This is a genomic window from Acinetobacter sp. 22301 (assembly GCF_052045285.1).
GTDB lineage: Bacteria > Pseudomonadota > Gammaproteobacteria > Pseudomonadales > Moraxellaceae > Acinetobacter > Acinetobacter pittii.
In genome coordinates this window covers 204,902-221,434 of sequence record NZ_JBQEOR010000004.1, presented here as the reverse complement: position 1 = coordinate 221,434, position 16,533 = coordinate 204,902, and the positions used below count along the sequence as shown (strand labels likewise).

The 16,533-nt window shown below is 38.6% G+C and carries 16 protein-coding genes; 6 read left to right on the top strand and 10 right to left on the bottom strand.

Annotated elements, in window-relative coordinates; translation table 11 throughout:
* Nucleotides 1-43 precede the first annotated feature (43 nt).
* Together ACTJJH_RS09280 and ACTJJH_RS09275 are read left to right on the top strand one after the other, a co-directional pair.
* On the top strand, nucleotides 44-394 hold the full coding sequence (locus tag ACTJJH_RS09280) for a YbjQ family protein (protein WP_002116377.1): 351 nt from the start codon (nucleotides 44-46) through the stop codon (nucleotides 392-394).
* Nucleotides 395-401: 7 nt separating this feature from the next.
* On the top strand, nucleotides 402-836 hold the full coding sequence (locus ACTJJH_RS09275) for a YbjQ family protein (protein ID WP_304398258.1): 435 nt from the start codon (nucleotides 402-404) through the stop codon (nucleotides 834-836).
* On the opposite strand, the gene ACTJJH_RS09270 is transcribed toward ACTJJH_RS09275, so the two are convergent.
* The 3 genes from ACTJJH_RS09270 to ACTJJH_RS09260 are packed head-to-tail and all read right to left on the bottom strand — an operon-like array spanning nucleotide 833 to nucleotide 2,824.
* Complete coding sequence (locus ACTJJH_RS09270; protein ID WP_440601042.1) at nucleotides 833-1,267, bottom strand: nuclear transport factor 2 family protein; 435 nt, start codon at nucleotides 1,265-1,267, stop codon at nucleotides 833-835. The genes ACTJJH_RS09275 and ACTJJH_RS09270 overlap by 4 nt on opposite strands.
* Before the next feature lie 53 nt (nucleotides 1,268-1,320).
* Nucleotides 1,321-2,127 carry an SDR family NAD(P)-dependent oxidoreductase gene (locus ACTJJH_RS09265; protein ID WP_005064503.1) on the bottom strand — a complete coding sequence of 269 codons (807 nt, stop codon included), beginning with the start codon at nucleotides 2,125-2,127 and terminating at the stop codon, nucleotides 1,321-1,323.
* Between the two features lie 25 nt (nucleotides 2,128-2,152).
* Nucleotides 2,153-2,824 (bottom strand): hypothetical protein, encoded by a 672-nt coding sequence (locus ACTJJH_RS09260; protein ID WP_032005364.1) that lies wholly within the window; start codon nucleotides 2,822-2,824, stop codon nucleotides 2,153-2,155.
* A gap of 196 nt (nucleotides 2,825-3,020) precedes the next feature.
* Between ACTJJH_RS09260 and ACTJJH_RS09255 the strand changes: the two genes are divergently transcribed.
* A complete protein-coding gene (locus ACTJJH_RS09255; RefSeq protein WP_440601041.1) occupies nucleotides 3,021-5,918 on the top strand; it encodes a valine--tRNA ligase in 2,898 nt (965 codons plus the stop codon).
* Nucleotides 5,919-5,961: 43 nt separating this feature from the next.
* On the opposite strand, the gene ACTJJH_RS09250 is transcribed toward ACTJJH_RS09255, so the two are convergent.
* The 3 genes from ACTJJH_RS09250 to ACTJJH_RS09240 all read right to left on the bottom strand — a co-directional run bounded on the left by ACTJJH_RS09250 (nucleotide 5,962) and on the right by ACTJJH_RS09240 (nucleotide 9,266).
* Nucleotides 5,962-7,041 (bottom strand): GTP pyrophosphokinase, encoded by a 1,080-nt coding sequence (locus ACTJJH_RS09250; protein WP_440601040.1) that lies wholly within the window; start codon nucleotides 7,039-7,041, stop codon nucleotides 5,962-5,964.
* A 174-nt stretch (nucleotides 7,042-7,215) separates the two neighbouring features.
* Nucleotides 7,216-8,232 (bottom strand): molecular chaperone DnaJ, encoded by a 1,017-nt coding sequence (locus ACTJJH_RS09245; RefSeq protein WP_440601039.1) that lies wholly within the window; start codon nucleotides 8,230-8,232, stop codon nucleotides 7,216-7,218.
* Nucleotides 8,233-8,360: 128 nt separating this feature from the next.
* Nucleotides 8,361-9,266: an AEC family transporter gene (locus ACTJJH_RS09240; protein WP_440601038.1), complete on the bottom strand. Its 906-nt coding sequence runs from the start codon at nucleotides 9,264-9,266 to the stop codon at nucleotides 8,361-8,363.
* 115 nt (nucleotides 9,267-9,381) lie between these two features.
* Between ACTJJH_RS09240 and ACTJJH_RS09235 the strand changes: the two genes are divergently transcribed.
* Both ACTJJH_RS09235 and ACTJJH_RS09230 read left to right on the top strand, forming a co-directional pair.
* Entirely contained in the window at nucleotides 9,382-10,266 is an 885-nt protein-coding gene (locus tag ACTJJH_RS09235) for a LysR family transcriptional regulator (protein WP_440601037.1), read from the top strand.
* A 305-nt stretch (nucleotides 10,267-10,571) separates the two neighbouring features.
* Nucleotides 10,572-11,759, top strand: a complete 1,188-nt coding sequence (locus ACTJJH_RS09230; protein WP_033850833.1) for an ammonium transporter — start codon at nucleotides 10,572-10,574, stop codon at nucleotides 11,757-11,759.
* A gap of 48 nt (nucleotides 11,760-11,807) precedes the next feature.
* Here the strand turns inward: ACTJJH_RS09230 and ACTJJH_RS09225 are convergent, their stop codons facing one another.
* Nucleotides 11,808-11,969 (bottom strand): hypothetical protein, encoded by a 162-nt coding sequence (locus ACTJJH_RS09225; protein ID WP_104075282.1) that lies wholly within the window; start codon nucleotides 11,967-11,969, stop codon nucleotides 11,808-11,810.
* 69 nt (nucleotides 11,970-12,038) lie between these two features.
* Between ACTJJH_RS09225 and ACTJJH_RS09220 the strand changes: the two genes are divergently transcribed.
* Nucleotides 12,039-12,749, top strand: coding sequence for a phosphatase PAP2 family protein (locus ACTJJH_RS09220; RefSeq protein WP_440601036.1), 711 nt, complete (start codon nucleotides 12,039-12,041; stop codon nucleotides 12,747-12,749).
* A gap of 1 nt (nucleotide 12,750) precedes the next feature.
* Here ACTJJH_RS09220 and ACTJJH_RS09215 read toward each other — a convergent pair whose 3' ends face one another.
* From ACTJJH_RS09215 to ACTJJH_RS09205, 3 genes are read right to left on the bottom strand one after another with little or no spacing between them, the layout of a single operon-like run.
* Nucleotides 12,751-14,085, bottom strand: coding sequence for a two-component system sensor histidine kinase PmrB (locus ACTJJH_RS09215; protein ID WP_017482107.1), 1,335 nt, complete (start codon nucleotides 14,083-14,085; stop codon nucleotides 12,751-12,753).
* Between the two features lie 23 nt (nucleotides 14,086-14,108).
* Nucleotides 14,109-14,783 (bottom strand): DNA-binding response regulator PmrA, encoded by a 675-nt coding sequence (locus tag ACTJJH_RS09210; RefSeq protein ID WP_002116411.1) that lies wholly within the window; start codon nucleotides 14,781-14,783, stop codon nucleotides 14,109-14,111.
* A gap of 14 nt (nucleotides 14,784-14,797) precedes the next feature.
* Nucleotides 14,798-16,447 (bottom strand): phosphoethanolamine transferase, encoded by a 1,650-nt coding sequence (locus ACTJJH_RS09205; protein ID WP_032037342.1) that lies wholly within the window; start codon nucleotides 16,445-16,447, stop codon nucleotides 14,798-14,800.
* Between the last annotated feature and the right edge of the window lie 86 nt (nucleotides 16,448-16,533).

Here is a 16,533-nt window from a genome sequence, read left to right as displayed (position 1 = left end):
TTTTTTATCTTGAAACCTTAAGAATTTAGATTGATAAAAAACAATGTTATTAAGTAATTTAGAAAGTGTTCCAGGCCACCAGATTGTAAAGCAGCTGGATGTTGTTTACGGAAGTACCGTTCGTAGTAAACATGTTGGCCGTGACTTGATGGCAAGTTTAAAAAATATCGTGGGTGGCGAACTGACGGGTTATACCGAATTATTAGAAGAATCTCGCCAAGAAGCCATGCAGCGTATGATTGTAAAAGCCCAACAGCTTGGTGCGAATGCAATTGTGGGTATTCGCTTTTCAACTTCCAATATTGCACAAGGTGCTTCTGAGTTATTTGTGTATGGCACAGCAGTGGTTGTGCAGCCTCAAGCACCTCATCTACCCGATCCATTTAATGCATAGGTAGAAAATGGACAATCTTATTTTTCAGCTTGTTATTTTTCTCATTCTTTTCAGTATTGGTTGGGCTTTTGGCCGCCATATTGAACGAAAACATTTGAATGAACTTCTAGAAAAAGAGCAACAATTTGCCCATATCAGAATTGATACCAATCGTTTTGCAACGAGTGACCAACTGGGCCACTTTATTAGCAGTAATGTTGTGATTTCTCATGATTACTTTAAATATGTATTGGCATCTATAAAAAATGTTTTGGGCGGAAGACTAACCAGTTATGAAAGTATTGTTGAGCGTGCTCGTCGAGAGGCAATTGTACGTTTAAAACAACAAGCCCATACCGCAGGAGCTAACCATATTATGGGAGTTCGGCTGAGTACAACCGAACTCGGAATGCATGGCGGAATGGTCGAAGTTTTTGCTTATGGAACAGCAGTTAAAGATTAATACTGCCCAACCTCAGAAAAATGAATGCGCGGATTGCCAATATTTTTAGTTAAGTGTTGGCAAATTCGGGTAATTTTCCAACGGTCTTGTTGTTTCGCCAACGTAAAATAATAACGACCAAAAGAATGAAAATAATCATTTTCTGAAAAACGATAAATTTGATAATTACATTCTAACCAAGCTTGATCTTGTTCAATCCGAATTAGAGGATTGCTCAAATTGTGCTGTAGTCGCAAATGGGATAAGGCTTGCTGCCGAGAACCTTTATATTCATGACAAGATACGACACATAAAGGCTCTCCTCTAAATTGGAAATAGTCCACCTCAAGTTGATCTGCCAACAACTCATCAAAAGCATCCCAATTTTTCTGATCAAAGACCAATTGAAAACGCGTGACGACTTCTAAAATACGGTGATAATCCAGATCCATGGTGAACCTTCTATGCGGGTTTTTCACCAATTTAGCACGGCGAAATCACTTTTTTATTTTACTTTTGTTTTCCGAATCATTTTATAAAGAAGTTTTGGTGACATCCGAGAAACCATCACACCTAGTTTTTCTTTGGCCCCACCCACAACAATATATTCTTGCCCCTGTACTAACGCTTTTACAGCTTGCTCTGCAAAAACATCTGCTTCTAAACCATTTTCAATTGCTTCATCTTGATGGCCTTGAGGTTCCCCTGCACCATTGAGTGCATTAAAAGAAACATTAGTTTTTACGAAACCAGGGAAAATAACCGAAACTTCGACACCTTGATCTGAAACCTCAGCACGTAAACTATTTGCCCACATGTGAATTGCCGCTTTAGCAGCCGAGTAGCTTGCACGGTACTGTGTACCTAATAAGCCCGCTACACTCGACACAAATACAACTCTGCCAGACTTCTGTTTTAGCATAGTTGGTAGGACGGTTTTGGTGAGTGCAACTTGTGAGAAATAATCGACTTCCATAATGGCGCGTTCGGTTGCCATGGTCGTGTCTTTAATTAAAGCACGTTGACTCAAACCTGCATTATTGATGAGCCAATCAATACGACCTTTCGCCTTTAAAATCTGCTTGTAAGCCTCTTGAACCTGCTTTTCATCAGTAATATCTGCGACCACAGACAAATGATGATCGGGATTTAATAAGCCAACCCGAACCTCTTCTAATTCTTCAAAACGACGCGAAGTCAAAATCAGCTTTGCGCCTTGTAAAGCCAATTCCCCTGCTAAGGCCTTACCCAAACCAGAAGATGCGCCCGTAATCCATACCACTTTATTTTGCAAAGTATCAAGTTTGGCCATGTGATGTTCCTATTATCTTTTTAAATTATGCTGCTTGGTGCATGAAGGCCAAAAAGTGGTTGATATAATGAGTTGCTGTGGTCTGATCGACCTGTGTCCCTAACTTTTCCAAACGTTTATAGCCCAAATGCGTCGTCATGTTGATGACTCCGTTAAGAGTTTTATCGACAACCAAATTAAATTTTAAACGCTTTTTAGGTTCACGTACTAGGCTTGTTACGCCTAAATCCACAATTTGTATGAGTGTTTCAAATGCAGCCGTAATACTTTGCATATTACCATCACGAATTTGCTGGGTAAGGGTTTCGGCTTGTTGCACCAGTTGAAGCGTGACCGGATAGGTAATATAAACTTGCTGCCCTTGCTCTTTCATGAGAGAGGTCATGTAGTCAACTAAGGGTAAAAGACGTTCATTTCCAAAGAATGAAACCGACCATGGCATATATTTTCGAAAAGTCTCTAAAACTTGCTGAATGACTTTTTCAGACTCAGCTTGTTGTTTTGGAGACATGCTTGCATTTCCTGACTGTAAAAGCACAGAAAAAACCTGCTCAATAATTTCACAAGAAAGATCAGAGAGTACATCGCCTAAAGGTTTTGCCTGACTTTGGCTTACCCCATCATGCAGTTTTTGCCGAATAGCCTCGAATTGTGTATAAGTCGAATCGGAAATTTTCAAAAAAACTTCATAACTCATCAGCAGCATCCTTTTTCAATTCTTTTGTAATTTTTGTGCCGTGTCGCCACACGATTAAATTGTGATCCATCTTTCATAAATCTACCGTTTTTTGAAAAAAATACAAAACCGTTTATCTGTTTTCAGCACATTAATTTCGAGGCATTTTTTTGCTACAATAGATGCAATTTTTTATGCATATTCGATCTAAGCTACTATGACTGACGCTCAAACCGCTCAAAATATTGCAACCACATACGATCCAACCGAGATCGAAAAGAAGTGGTACAAAACGTGGGAAGAACAAGGTTACTTCAAACCTTCTGGTCACGGTGAATCATTCTGTATCATGATTCCACCACCAAACGTCACTGGTAGTTTGCACATGGGCCATGGTTTTAACAATGCCATTATGGATGCCCTCACCCGTTATAACCGCATGATGGGTAAAAACACTTTGTGGCAACCGGGTACTGACCATGCTGGTATTGCAACGCAAATGGTTGTTGAGCGTCAACTTGGCTTACAAGGTGTAACTCGTCACGACTTAGGCCGTGATAAGTTCATCGAAAAAGTTTGGGAATGGAAAGAACAATCTGGCGGCACAATTACGAAACAAATCCGTCGCTTAGGTTCTTCGGTAGACTGGTCACGTGAACGCTTCACGATGGACGAAGGTTTATCAAACGCAGTTAAAGAAGTATTCGTTCGTTTACACGAAGACGGTTTAATTTACCGCGGTAAGCGCCTAGTAAACTGGGACCCTAAACTTCAAACAGCACTTTCTGACCTTGAAGTAGAAAGCAAAGAAGAAAAAGGCTCACTTTGGCACTTTAAATATTTCTTTGAAGACAAATCAGTTAAAACGCAAGACGGCAAAGACTATTTAGTTGTTGCAACAACTCGTCCAGAAACTTTACTGGGTGATACTGCGGTTGCTGTTCATCCTGAAGATGAGCGTTATGCACACCTTGTTGGTAAAAACATCGTATTGCCAATTACGGGCCGTTTAATTCCAATCGTTGCTGACGACTACGTTGAAAAAGACTTCGGTACTGGCTGTGTAAAAATCACCCCTGCTCACGACTTCAATGACTATGACCTAGGTAAACGCAATAGCTTACCAATCATTAATATCTTCAACAAAAACGCCGAAGTTTTAGGTGAGTTTGAATATATTGCAAAAGCTGGCGAACAAATTTCTAAAACCATTACTGCACCTGCGGAATACGCTGGTTTAGAGCGTTTTGAAGCACGTAAAAAATTAGTTGCTCAAGCTGAAGCTGAAGGTTGGTTAGACCAAATCCAACCATATGACTTAAAAGCTCCACGTGGCGACCGTTCAGGGGTGATCATTGAGCCGTTACTGACTGATCAATGGTACGTAAAAATTGCTCCGCTTGCTGAGCCTGCAATTGAAGCAGTTCAAGATGGCCGTATTAAGTTTGTTCCAGAGCAGTACAGCAACATGTACATGGCGTGGATGCGTGACATTCAAGACTGGTGTATTTCACGTCAGCTTTGGTGGGGTCACCGTATTCCAGCTTGGTACGATGCAAATGGCAACATCTATGTTGGCCGTAACGAAGAAGAAGTACGCGCGAAAAACAACATCGCTGCTGACGTTGAACTTAAACAAGACGAAGACGTTCTTGATACATGGTTCTCATCTGCACTTTGGACATTCTCAACTTTAGGTTGGACTGGCGATGCACAAAAAGATGCAGCAAATGATTTCTTAAAAACTTTCCACCCTACAGATGTGTTGGTGACTGGTTTTGACATCATTTTCTTCTGGGTTGCCCGCATGATCATGATGACCCTACACTTCATGAAAAATGAAGATGGTTCATCTCAAGTTCCATTTAAGACTGTTTACGTTCACGGCTTGGTACGTGATGGTGAAGGTCAAAAAATGTCGAAGTCTAAAGGTAACGTACTTGACCCATTAGACTTGATTGACGGTATTGATTTAGAAAGCTTAGTTGCGAAACGTACAACTGGCCTAATGAACCCGAAAGATGCTGCGAAGATTGAAAAATCTACGCGCAAAGAGTTCCCAGAAGGCATTAATGCTTATGGTACTGATGCAGTACGTTTCACGTTCTGTGCGCTTGCAAACACTGGTCGTGACATCAAGTTCGACTTAAAACGTGTTGAAGGCTACCGTAACTTCTGTAACAAAATTTGGAACGCAACTCGTTTCGTTCTGATGAATGTTGAAGGTCAAACTGTTGGTCAAGAAGCACGCCCTGACCTTTGGGAACTTCCAGAACAATGGATTATAAGCCGTCTGCAAAAAGCTGAAGCTGCTGTACATCAAGCGTTTGCAACGTATCGTTTAGACCTTGCTGCTCAAGCGATTTACGACTTTATTTGGAATGAATACTGTGACTGGTACGTTGAGTTAACTAAACCAGTTCTAAATGATGCAGAGGTGTCAGAAGAGCGTAAAGCTGAAGTACGCCGTGTATTGCTTGCTGTAATGGAAGCATCATTACGTTTGGCTCATCCATTAATGCCGTATTTGACAGAAGAAATCTGGCAGACTCTTGCACCAATGCTTGGTCAAGGCGGCCCAACGATTATGACTGCTCAATACCCTATTCCTGAGCAAGCGAAAATCAATGAACAAGCTGAAGCAGATATGCAATGGCTTCAAGGTTTGATTGGTGCGGTACGTAACATCCGTGGTGAGTTGGGCTTAGGTAATGCGCGCTTGTTGCCAGTATTACTTCAAAATACATCTGACGCTGAACGTGAACAAATCATTCGCATTGAAGCATTGTTCAAAGCATTGGCTAAAGTTGAAAGCATTGAGTTCTTGAATAAAGACCAAGAGCCACCTCTGTCTTGCTCTAGCGTTGTTAGCCATGCATCGGTATTTGTACCAATGAAAGGCTTAATTGACCCTAAAGCTGAGCTTACTCGTTTGCAAAAAGACTTGGATAAAATCCAAAAGCAACACGACCAAATCGCAAATAAACTTGCAAACGAAGGCTTTGTTTCTAAAGCACCAGCAGCAGTTGTTGAAGGTGAAAAAGCCAAGCTTGCTGAGTTTGCTGCGCAGTTAGAGAAAGTTAAAGCGAATATGGAGCAGATTGCTGCGCTTTAATGCTGTAATTTGAATAAAAAATCCCCTCAAATGAGGGGATTTTTTATTCAAATTCATTTGGTTCAACCTCTATACCATTTTGTTCAAAAATCGATTGTATCTGCTCTTCAGTATATTTTTGCAACAATAGTTTATAACCATTTTCATTGGTTGCCCCCCATTGTTGTTTAGATTTAGCATAAGCTGTCGAAAAATACTTTTCTAAATCAGTAATCATCATTAAATCACGAAGAAAACCAATAAGGTTATTGTCATCAGGAAAGTTAAATTTAGAAATTGCAGAAGCTATTACATTATCAAGTTGTTGTAAATTATTTATCCCAAAATCAAATAACTCCTGAATAACTACAGATAAAATATCATTATAAAAATGATAAGACTCATTTTTTATTAAAAAATAATACTTACTTTCTATTAATGTTCTTAACCCAATATCTGACAACTCGAATTCCAGACTATTATTAGAGATATTATCCTTTAATGTTTTCGCATACTCTTCAATTTCTACTGTTAAACGATTAAACTCTAAATCAGCAGACTCTAATAAACCTGAAAGTAATTTAAAACGACGGTTCAAATGTGAAGGTAATTTCCCTCCTAATTTATAACCACGATCATGCTCAATTTCTGCCCATGCATGTTCTAAAGCTGTTCTAACTTGAATTTCAAAACATAACCCTTTGTAAGCAGTAAACTCTGGTAAATTACCTCTTACTTCACCCACATCACATACAAAATGAACAGAACGATAACCCACCTTTTCTTCACCCAATTTTTCAGATTTATTCACACTATCAGCGGGATGAACATTAAACATTGCCTGAATTAGTTCACAAACTTTCTGTACATCAGCCTCAATTAAGGTAATTACACGAATACCAGCTAAATCAGTCATTAATTCTGGGCTGTAATCTTTTTCAGCAAGTTTATCATCAATCTTTTTTAGAAAACTTTTCTTAGTTTTATGTCTATAAGGTACATCGACAAAACTGATTTTTTGAGAAACTAAAGAGTTTTTTAGTGTTACTGCAATAATTTCTGCTAGTCCTTTGTAGGGATCAATATTATTATCATACCAAAGTCCATGATCGTCTTTACTTTTAACCTCAACTTTTGAATTCATAATATCCCCATAATTTATTTATCTAAACTCTTTTAGACAACTCTATTATAAAAATCACTTTTTATAAATCTAACTTTAACTCTTCATTTCTATCATAATAGAAGAATATATTTAACTACGCCCTCATTTGATTTCAATATTTTCTCTTCTTTTATGTGAAGATCAGATTAGGTTTTACAAAACCCCATTCCCCAACAACATCTCCACCCCACTCACTTTTTTCATATGCTTTAAACGCTCCCTTTCCCACTTCACCTGCTGCTTTAACTCAGCACAATCAGCATCGACAGCTTTATAAACATCACTAATATGTACATGCTCTGCTTTTACATTTTTTGCTAACTGAAAAGAATCTAAAATCTCGGCAATTTGGCTTTCAAGCTGCTGACTTTGTGCATCCAAAGCAAGTTTATAAAATCGCAACTGTTCGGCTGATAGTTCTTTAGTACCTAGCCCTTTATTCTGTTCAAGCTGTAACTGGAGTTTGAGTAAATAAAACAAATCCTGCTTTTCGTAGGCCTGACTTGCCAGTTGGAACAACTCGGTTTTTTCCTGTTTTTTTGTTTCATCTTGCTCACGATCTGGGTGAATCATCGCGGCAATTTTTAAATAAACTGTTTTTAACGACTGCGTTGCCATTTGCTCGGCTTGTTCACGTTTCTGTTGCTGCCTTTCCTGTTTAGCTTGTTCTCGCGCTTGTTGTTGCTCAGCAGCATACTGTTCAAAGTCTTCTTCTAACTCTGCACTTTGCTCAGCACTTTCTTCATATTCAGATTTTATTGGCTGAGCTTTTTTATTCTTTTTTACTAACTCTTGAGTATGTTGCTGATAAAAGGTATCGATCTGCCTCACTAACTCCAACTGTTCAGCAGATAGCATTTTGGAGCGCTTCAACATTTGTGCAAGCTGGGCATTTTTTTCATCTAGTTGTTGCATGTCTGCTTTGGAAAACTCATGACTATGCAACATATTCCAGAGTTGATCCAACTGCTGAAATAAGACTTCATGCAAATCGCTATACACGGGCATCAGTTTTTGCCGTATGTGCTGTTGAATCTCGGCTTGTGCATTTTGCCATGTGCTCAGGCTAACTTTTTGCTGTTCTATTTTATCAATCAGGCGATTCAGTTTTTTCTGCTGTGCAGACGGTTCAGACCTTTGCTGCAAGCTTACTTTGAGATCGAAGGACATACTCATCCACCTGAAAAAGAAAAAAGTGTAGCAATAATCAGATGAAGAAGGTAGCAAAGCATTTATTAAGTCAGAATCAGCCTATTCATTTTTAGAAAATAAAATGCGACCTAACTAAAGTTTATACATTAAGAGATCCACCAAATCACTAATGGTAAAGTCACGGCAGCACATAAGGTTTGAAAGCTAATTACAGCTGCCATGAGCTGACTATCTCCACCCAAAACTTTGGTTAAAATGTATGAAGCAGAGGCTGTCGGCAGCGCAAAGAAAATAACTAAAATTAGTGTTTGTAAGCTTGGTAAACCAAACCACGTACAGACCGCGTAAGCCAATGCAGGCACTGCTAAAAGTCGTGCAAACGTGTCTGCTGCCAATACCACAATGTCTTTTTTAATTTGCGTAAACTGTAAAGCTGCGCCAACACATAACAAACCTAGTGGCAAACTCGACACTGAAAAAAGCTTAATAAACTGAGTAAAGCCTTCCCAAATCGGGATTTGAAGTGCATTGACTGCTGCCCCAACTACACACGATGCAATTAAAGGATTTTTAAGGAGTGCAATCAAAACAGGTTTAATCGCCATGTGTTCTTTAGAAGTTAAAGCAAGCACCGAAATAATGTTTACTAGTGGAATGCAAAGTGCTAATAAAATTGCCAGTATTGCCATTCCTTCAGTTTTAAAAAGTGAAGTGACTAAAGCCAAACCAATATAGGTATTAAAGCGAACCATACTTTGTACATGCACACCAAAACGTGCAGGCGGTATGTGCCAAAACATTCGGAGGATGTATAAAAAAGCGGTCACTGCAAGAACCACAATCAACATCGCAATAATGGCTGTGCTCAAACTTTTTAAGTCAATTTTTGCGGTTGATAGCGTACTAAAAAGCAAAGCAGGAAATAAAATATAGTAATTGAGCTTCTCTGCCCCAGCCCAAAACTCATCGCTAAAAAAACGATATTTTTTGAATAAGTATCCCGATGCAATTAATGCAACTAAGGGAAATAGAGATAAAACAATGCTATTCATTTCTTTACTCGAGTTTTGTGGAGGTTTGCTATTTGGCAATAACCTTGGCTTACTCATATATTAAAGATAATGAAAACTCATGATAAAATGAGTTTTTACTCATAATAAGTACAATATGACATTTACCCAGCTTGAAATTTTCGCACTCATTGCTGAACTAAAAAGCTTCACTGCTACAGCAGAAAAGCTGGGAATTTCACAGTCGGCAGTTTCTCATGCACTTAAATCATTAGAACAACAATGGGGCATTAACCTAATTTCAAGATCCCAGAGTGATATTGAGCTGACTACGACAGGTCAGCAGCTACTTACTCATGTAAAAGAGCTACTAAGTATTTCCGATACCTTAGAAAAAGAAGTGGCTGCAATCCATGGTTTAAACGAAGGTACATTACGTATTGGATCTTTTGGAGCTTCATCATCCATTTATCTATTACCTGAAATTTTAGAAAGCTTTCGGCAACGCTATCCTAAAATCGAAATTTATATTGATGAAGGTGAAGATAAAGAAGTTGCTCAGTGGTTATTGGAACGGCGTATAGAGGTTGGTTTTTTGATTATGCCAGATGAGCGATTCGGTACATTCCCTTTAATTGAAGATCGTTTTGTGGCCCTAATTCCGAATAGTTACTCGCTTGCGCAGCAGCTCTATATTGATCCAACACAGCTAGAAAATTGCCCATTTATTATGACAATGGCGGGTAGTCGTCATCAGGTTGAATTAATTTTAAAAAACTTTAATGTGAAACCAGACATCAAATTTTATGTTTCACAAATTTTAAGTATCGTCAGCATGGTCCATAACCAGTTAGGGATTTCGATTGTCTCTGATATGGTGCTCACCAAAGAGTTACTCTCACTCTATCCAAATGTAATTAAACGCCCTTTTAAACCAAACCTTAAACGCTCTATTGGACTCGCGGTAAAAAATAAAAAGCACATGAGTCCCGCTGCGAAAGCTTTTATTGAAGTCGCTCAATCGGTTTGGTCAGATCATTAATTGAATATGAGCGAGTCTTTTTAAACTTTGAGAACGAACTCTTTCAGGTCAATTTATAAGCACATTAGATGACTTGTAACGTAAAAAGCGCTAAAACTACCCCCTCTTTAACCAAATCAACGCACCATTTATCGCCAAAAACCCCTTATTTAATCCAAATTGGTGCACTTATTGCATATTCACTTTTATGCAATTGAGTTTGTTTCGACAAACTTAGGTTTTTAGATTCCTTAAATCTATTTTGGTGCAATTTACAGACCCAGATTTGTTCCAAAATGGAATTTAGCACTTTTTTCGAGCATGCTATGCAAAATGTAGATCTATTTTTCTTATTACTTGGTGCTGTTTTGGTTCTTGCCATGCACGCAGGTTTTGCATTCTTGGAACTTGGTACGGTTCGCCACAAAAATCAGGTGAACGCACTTAGTAAAATTCTGACTGACTTTGCCCTTTCTGCAATCGCATATTTCTTTGTTGGCTACTACATCTCTTATGGTCAGCACTTCTTTCATGATGGTACGGTTTTATCAAGTGATCATGGCTATAACCTTATGCGTTGCTTCTTCTTACTCACTTTTGCTGCGGCAATTCCTGCCATTATTTCGGGTGGTATTGCTGAACGTGCAAAAATGCGTTCACAAGCAATTGCAACACTCGCTTTAGTTGCGCTGGTCTATCCATTTTTCGAAGGTATAGTCTGGAATGGCAACTACGGTCTGCAAAAGTGGTTAGAAACAACCTTTGGCGCAGCTTTTCACGACTTTGCGGGTTCAGTCGTAGTACATGCTATGGGCGGTTGGATTGCACTTGCTGCTGTCATTTTATTGGGTGCGCGTTCTGGTCGTTATAAGAAAGATGGTCGTGTAAGTGCTCACCCGCCATCGTCTATCCCATTTTTGGCACTTGGCTCATGGATTTTAATTGTCGGCTGGTTTGGCTTTAACGTGATGAGTGCTCAGCGTGTTGATGCAATTTCTGGCTTAGTTGCGATTAACTCACTCATGGCTATGGTCGGCGGTACAATTACAGCCAATGCGATTGGGAAAAATGACCCTGGTTTCTTACACAACGGTCCACTTGCTGGTTTAGTGGCAATCTGTGCAGGCTCTGACATTGTTCATCCAATCAGTGCACTTGTTATTGGTGGTGCAGCTGGGGCTATGTTTGTGTATCTATTCACCTATACTCAAAATAAACTCAAAGTTGACGATGTATTGGGTGTGTGGCCACTACACGGCGTATGTGGTGCTTTTGGTGGTATTGCAGTAGGCCTATTTGGTCAACAATGGCTTGGTGGCTTAGGCGGCGTATCATTCATCTCACAGCTCATCGGGACAGCGCTCGCGATCGCTATTGCGCTTGCTGGCGGCTTTATTGTTTACGGTTTACTTAAAGCGACCATTGGCATTCGTTTATCTCAAGAAGATGAGTTTCGTGGTGCAGATTTATCTATTCATAAGATTTCGGCAAACTCTGAAGAGGGTATGTTTTAATTCTGTGTAGGCACGACAGAGTCTTTTCTTCTGTAATAGCAAATAACATCAGTCAATTACGTTACTTTTGTTTCGGCAAAAGTAACCAAAACCATTTCCATTCACAAAACCTGTTCCTTGTTTATTACTATTCAAATAGTTTGCAAAAACTTTAAACTTCTTATGCTCAACAGGTTGTGAATGGATACACTCACTCATCATTTTGGTCACGAAATTAAATTTAGTTTAAGAGCAATTTAAGTTTTATTTTATGTAATGCCTTTACTCACAATCTAATTGATGTTGCATGGCATGAATCAACAAAAACAATTTTTCCAGATTAATATTATTCTTCTGTTTTTCAGTTTTTTCCTGCTTTTAATCGTTTTTCCAGTGGGTGGGAAAATTGATATGTACCTCATCCAACCTTGGATTGATTCAACAGGTCATTTTTTCAATCGAGACAATTGGTATCTGGAAAGACTTAATCATGAGATTGTAAAGCAGATCATTACTGGCATTTATGTCATCTTTTTGGGTCTATGGCTTGCATCATTTAAAGTTGAGAAATTAAAGCTTTATCGCTGGCAATATGGCTATATGTTTTTTGTGAGCATGGTTGGCAGCGCACTGGTTGGTCTCTTAAAATCACAATCGGCTCATGCCTGCCCTTGGAATATGGTTCATCCTAACAGCTTAGGTGGCTATATTTGGGACTTTACTGCGAAACATGGGCATTGCTTTCCGGGTGGACATGCAAGCGCTGGCTTTATTTTAATGACAGGTTATTTTGTTTATCGTCTTGAACAACCGAAACGTGCCTATTTTTATCTCATTTCAGGCATTTTATTAGGCTTTATGATGGGATGGGCACAAATGATGCGTGGAGCACATTTCTTGAGTCATAATTTATGGACAGGTTGGGTCATTTGGGCAGTAAATATCTTATTTTATGCCGTTTGTATTCGCCGCTTTGAGTTTGAAAAACGAATCAAACAAGAACTTGTCTAACTCAAGTCCTTGTTTCGTGAACATGTAAAATCTTTGGAAGTTTAACCAAAACTGAAAGTCCACCAAGCTCTAAACTTCTGTCTAGTGTCAAAGTCCCACCTAAACGTTGAGTTGCTCGGTCAACAATGGATAGACCTAAACCACTCCCCACCTCAAGATGATGATGTACACGATAAAAACGCTTTAGAACTTTATCATAATGTTCTGGGTCGATCCCCGCGCCGCTATCTTCAATTTGTATACACGCATCGCCATCTGTAGCAGTGAAAACAGAAATATTAATCATCCCCTCATGAGGGGTATATTTGATGGCATTATCAATTAAGTTAAAAATAATTGAATGAACAGTTGGCTCAACACTATGCATTTCAATTGGCTCGTTACGAACAAAGCCCAAGTCGATTTCTTTTTGCATAGCCAGATTAACAAGCTGTTCAACACAATTTAAAGCGACATCATTAAGCTGAAAAGCTCTCGTCGGTTCAATCACACTTAAAGATACATCCTGCTTAGCCAGCGCTAAAAGCTGTGTCACCAAGTGCTGAATACGCGCTAATCCTTTACTCAAATTTTGCAGCGATTCCTGCTCAGGAAATTGACTAATTAAAATTTTAGTTTGTAAATTTAAAGCAGTCACAGGGGTTCGAAGTTCATGGGCTGCATCTGCAATGAACTGTTTCTGCTCGTTTTGTGCCTTAGAAATGCGCTCAAAAAGACGGTTCATTTCATCAATTGTGGGTAACAATTCTTGAGGATAATCTACAACTTCAATAGGTGTCAGTTCTTCTGAATCACGATGGGTCAGTTCATTTTTAAAGTCATCGATCGGCTTTAACCCTCGACGAATAATTGCAGCTAAAGCAAAAATCGCAAAAGGTAAAATAATCAAATATGGAATGAACATGCTACCTGCAAGTTCCCAAGCAAAAGCCTCACGAACCTTTTCTTGCTGGCTAATCTGAATCTGGTAATCCTTTAATGGCAAAACATAGGTACGGATTAAGCCATTACTGGTTTTATGTGAGTAAAAGCCAGCTTGTGTGACAGGTGGAACCAATAAATGGAGATGGTGTGATAAATGGGCTTGATCTTTATAAGCCCAAATATCTACAAACAGGTCTTCTTCATGATAAGTTTTATGAAAATCAAATTCACTGCTTACCGTTTTCAATGGATATTCAGCTGTTCGCTCAGCTAAATAACGCATTTGGGTATCTAAAATTTCATCAACTTCTTGCAGTGCAACTTTATACGCACTAAAAATTAATATACAACCTAAGATGACACTGAAAATTGAGGTGCCCCAAATCAGTCGTTTTTTTAATGAATAATGCACTGTTAAGAAGTTCCAAAATTAAGTTACGATTGCCCTAAACGGTAACCCAATCCTCGAATAGTTCGGATAAAGTCTTTCCCGAGTTTAGCTCTCAGGTGATGCACATATACTTCAATCGTATTACTAGTCACATCACTATCGAAATCATATAACTTATCTTCAAGATTTGCTTTAGAAAAGATTTTATTTGGGTGGCTCATTAAAGGAATCAGAATTGCCCACTCACGATTAGACAAATCAATACGCTGTCCTTTGAATGTAGCAATGTGTTGTTCAACATTTAAAACCAGATCACCACTTTGTAATAGTTGCTCATGATTCGCAAGCTGAGCCTCTACGCCACTACGGCGTAATAGCGCATGAATACGAGCAAGTAATTCATCAAACTCGTATGGTTTGATCAAGTAATCATCTGCACCATGGTTTAAACCATCAACACGGTTTTGTAACTGATCTCGCGCTGAAATAATTAAGACGGGAGTTGCTGCTCTTTGGCGAATTTGCTTTAAGACCTGCATGCCATCCATCATAGGTAGCCCTAAGTCCAAAAGAATTAAATCGAATTTATTTTTAGCCAACTGAGCCAGACCGTCTAAGCCATTATTGACCCACTCCACTTCAAATTGATGATATTGCAGCAACGTTATTGTTGACTCTGCAATCATAAAATCATCTTCAATCATCAAGATTTTTGTCATGTTCTAGGCTCGCTTTAATTCACATGGGCACAAGAGTGCAGCATATCCAGTTGAGGGTTGATGACCTGAGTTTTTACACCTAACAAACTCAATAAGCTTGGGAATAAATTATCCTGACTTAACTTTTCTTTCGTTTGTTGGCCTAAACAACTCACTTGTGCAAGGTTGTGTTGTTTCCAGCTATCAGAAAACCACATCATCATTGGTACATGCGTTTGTTGGGTCGGTGCAATTGCATACGGTGAACCATGTAAATATAAACCATGTTCACCCGTCGATTCACCATGATCAGATAAATACCATAAACCTGTTTGATATTTCGATAATTCTTTTAGGTTATTAATGATCTGACTTAACACATGGTCTGTATATACAATCGTGTCATCATAACTATTTAATAACTCTGTTTGAGAACATCCCTGTATCGCATTAGTATCACAAGTCGGTTTAAACGATTGATATTGGGCAGGTGCACGCTTGTAATAGGCTGGACCATGACTTCCGACTTGATGTAAAACAATGAGTCGCGGACGAGTGTCTTCTTTAGGAATAGTCGCTAAATACTCATTTAAGCTATCGATTAAAATATCATCATAGCATTCGCCATCTTTACACCATTTTTGCTTTAACTTTTCAGGTATTTTGTACTGTTCAACACGATCACAAGTACCCTTACAACCAGAATTATTATCAATCCAAGTTACTTGGTAACCCGCACGTTTAGCAATGTCCAATAGACCTTCACGGTGACTTGCTAACTGTTCATCATAGTCAATGCGAGGCATTCCAGAGAACATACATGGAACCGACACAGCAGTTGCTGTACCACATGAACTGACTTGGGAAAAATTCAAAATATCTTGTTTAGAAAGTTCCGGATTCGTATTTTTCGGATAACCATTTAATGCAAAACTTTCCGCACGAGCTGTCTCACCTACCACCAAAACCATTAATTTAGGCAAGTTGCTTTGTACTTGCTGAACTTGATGAGCATCTTCTCCATAATGTATAAGTGGCAAGTTCTTCTTAGGCGCCATTTTGTGATAATAAGACATTAAAGATGAAATGCTATTTTGTGGTGAGATCATACCTTTTAAATCACGATGCTCACGGAAAATAGATGCAAAATCAACATAGTAAACAAATAGTAAAATACCCACGATTGCACATGAGGCTACAATCGAACCAAGCTTTTTCATCAATAAATAAGATACTTTTTCTTGTTTAAGTTTTACCTGAGTAATTAAAATAATCGGCAAAGCAACAAAGAAAACTGTCCAAAGCCCGAAACGCAATGAAATTAAATCAGAAACTTCAGAGACATCGGTTTGTATCATATTTTGAATCTGATCAGGTGAGATAATTACACCTAATGTATTGACGAAATAAGAGCTAAAACCACCAATCACGATCAGTAAAATTGCAAAAATTTTAGCAGTCCATTTCCAGTTTAAAATCTGTAAAACCGCATAATAAGCAGCAACCACAATAACTACTGTAGCAGCTAGAAATAGAATAGCCTTTATTCCAAAATATGGAGTTAAAAGATGTACTTGGTGATAAAAACCAATATTTAGAACTGCCCCTAACCAAATGGCTATAATCAAATTAAACATAAACAGCGAAATCTGTTTATGTTTTAAAGTAGAAAAAAAATTCAGCATCTTGGGTGACTACAATCTTTTTATGATGCTCTAATGTAGAAATTGAAACTTAAAAATGACTTAAATAAAAAATGATCTAATTCAGG

Bases quoted from the DNA above. Each gene is read 5' to 3' on its own strand.
- ACTJJH_RS09280 (WP_002116377.1), top strand. From the start codon at position 44: ATGTTATTAAGTAATTTAGAAAGTGTTCCAGGCCACCAGATTGTAAAG.
- ACTJJH_RS09275 (WP_304398258.1), top strand. From the start codon at position 402: ATGGACAATCTTATTTTTCAGCTTGTTATTTTTCTCATTCTTTTCAGT.
- ACTJJH_RS09270 (WP_440601042.1), bottom strand. From the start codon at position 1,267: ATGGATCTGGATTATCACCGTATTTTAGAAGTCGTCACGCGTTTTCAA.
- ACTJJH_RS09265 (WP_005064503.1), bottom strand. From the start codon at position 2,127: ATGGCCAAACTTGATACTTTGCAAAATAAAGTGGTATGGATTACGGGC.
- ACTJJH_RS09260 (WP_032005364.1), bottom strand. From the start codon at position 2,824: ATGAGTTATGAAGTTTTTTTGAAAATTTCCGATTCGACTTATACACAA.
- ACTJJH_RS09255 (WP_440601041.1), top strand. From the start codon at position 3,021: ATGACTGACGCTCAAACCGCTCAAAATATTGCAACCACATACGATCCA.
- ACTJJH_RS09250 (WP_440601040.1), bottom strand. From the start codon at position 7,041: ATGAATTCAAAAGTTGAGGTTAAAAGTAAAGACGATCATGGACTTTGG.
- ACTJJH_RS09245 (WP_440601039.1), bottom strand. From the start codon at position 8,232: ATGTCCTTCGATCTCAAAGTAAGCTTGCAGCAAAGGTCTGAACCGTCT.
- ACTJJH_RS09240 (WP_440601038.1), bottom strand. From the start codon at position 9,266: ATGAATAGCATTGTTTTATCTCTATTTCCCTTAGTTGCATTAATTGCA.
- ACTJJH_RS09235 (WP_440601037.1), top strand. From the start codon at position 9,382: ATGACATTTACCCAGCTTGAAATTTTCGCACTCATTGCTGAACTAAAA.
- ACTJJH_RS09230 (WP_033850833.1), top strand. From the start codon at position 10,572: ATGCAAAATGTAGATCTATTTTTCTTATTACTTGGTGCTGTTTTGGTT.
- ACTJJH_RS09220 (WP_440601036.1), top strand. From the start codon at position 12,039: ATGTTGCATGGCATGAATCAACAAAAACAATTTTTCCAGATTAATATT.
- ACTJJH_RS09210 (WP_002116411.1), bottom strand. From the start codon at position 14,783: ATGACAAAAATCTTGATGATTGAAGATGATTTTATGATTGCAGAGTCA.
- ACTJJH_RS09205 (WP_032037342.1), bottom strand. From the start codon at position 16,447: ATGCTGAATTTTTTTTCTACTTTAAAACATAAACAGATTTCGCTGTTT.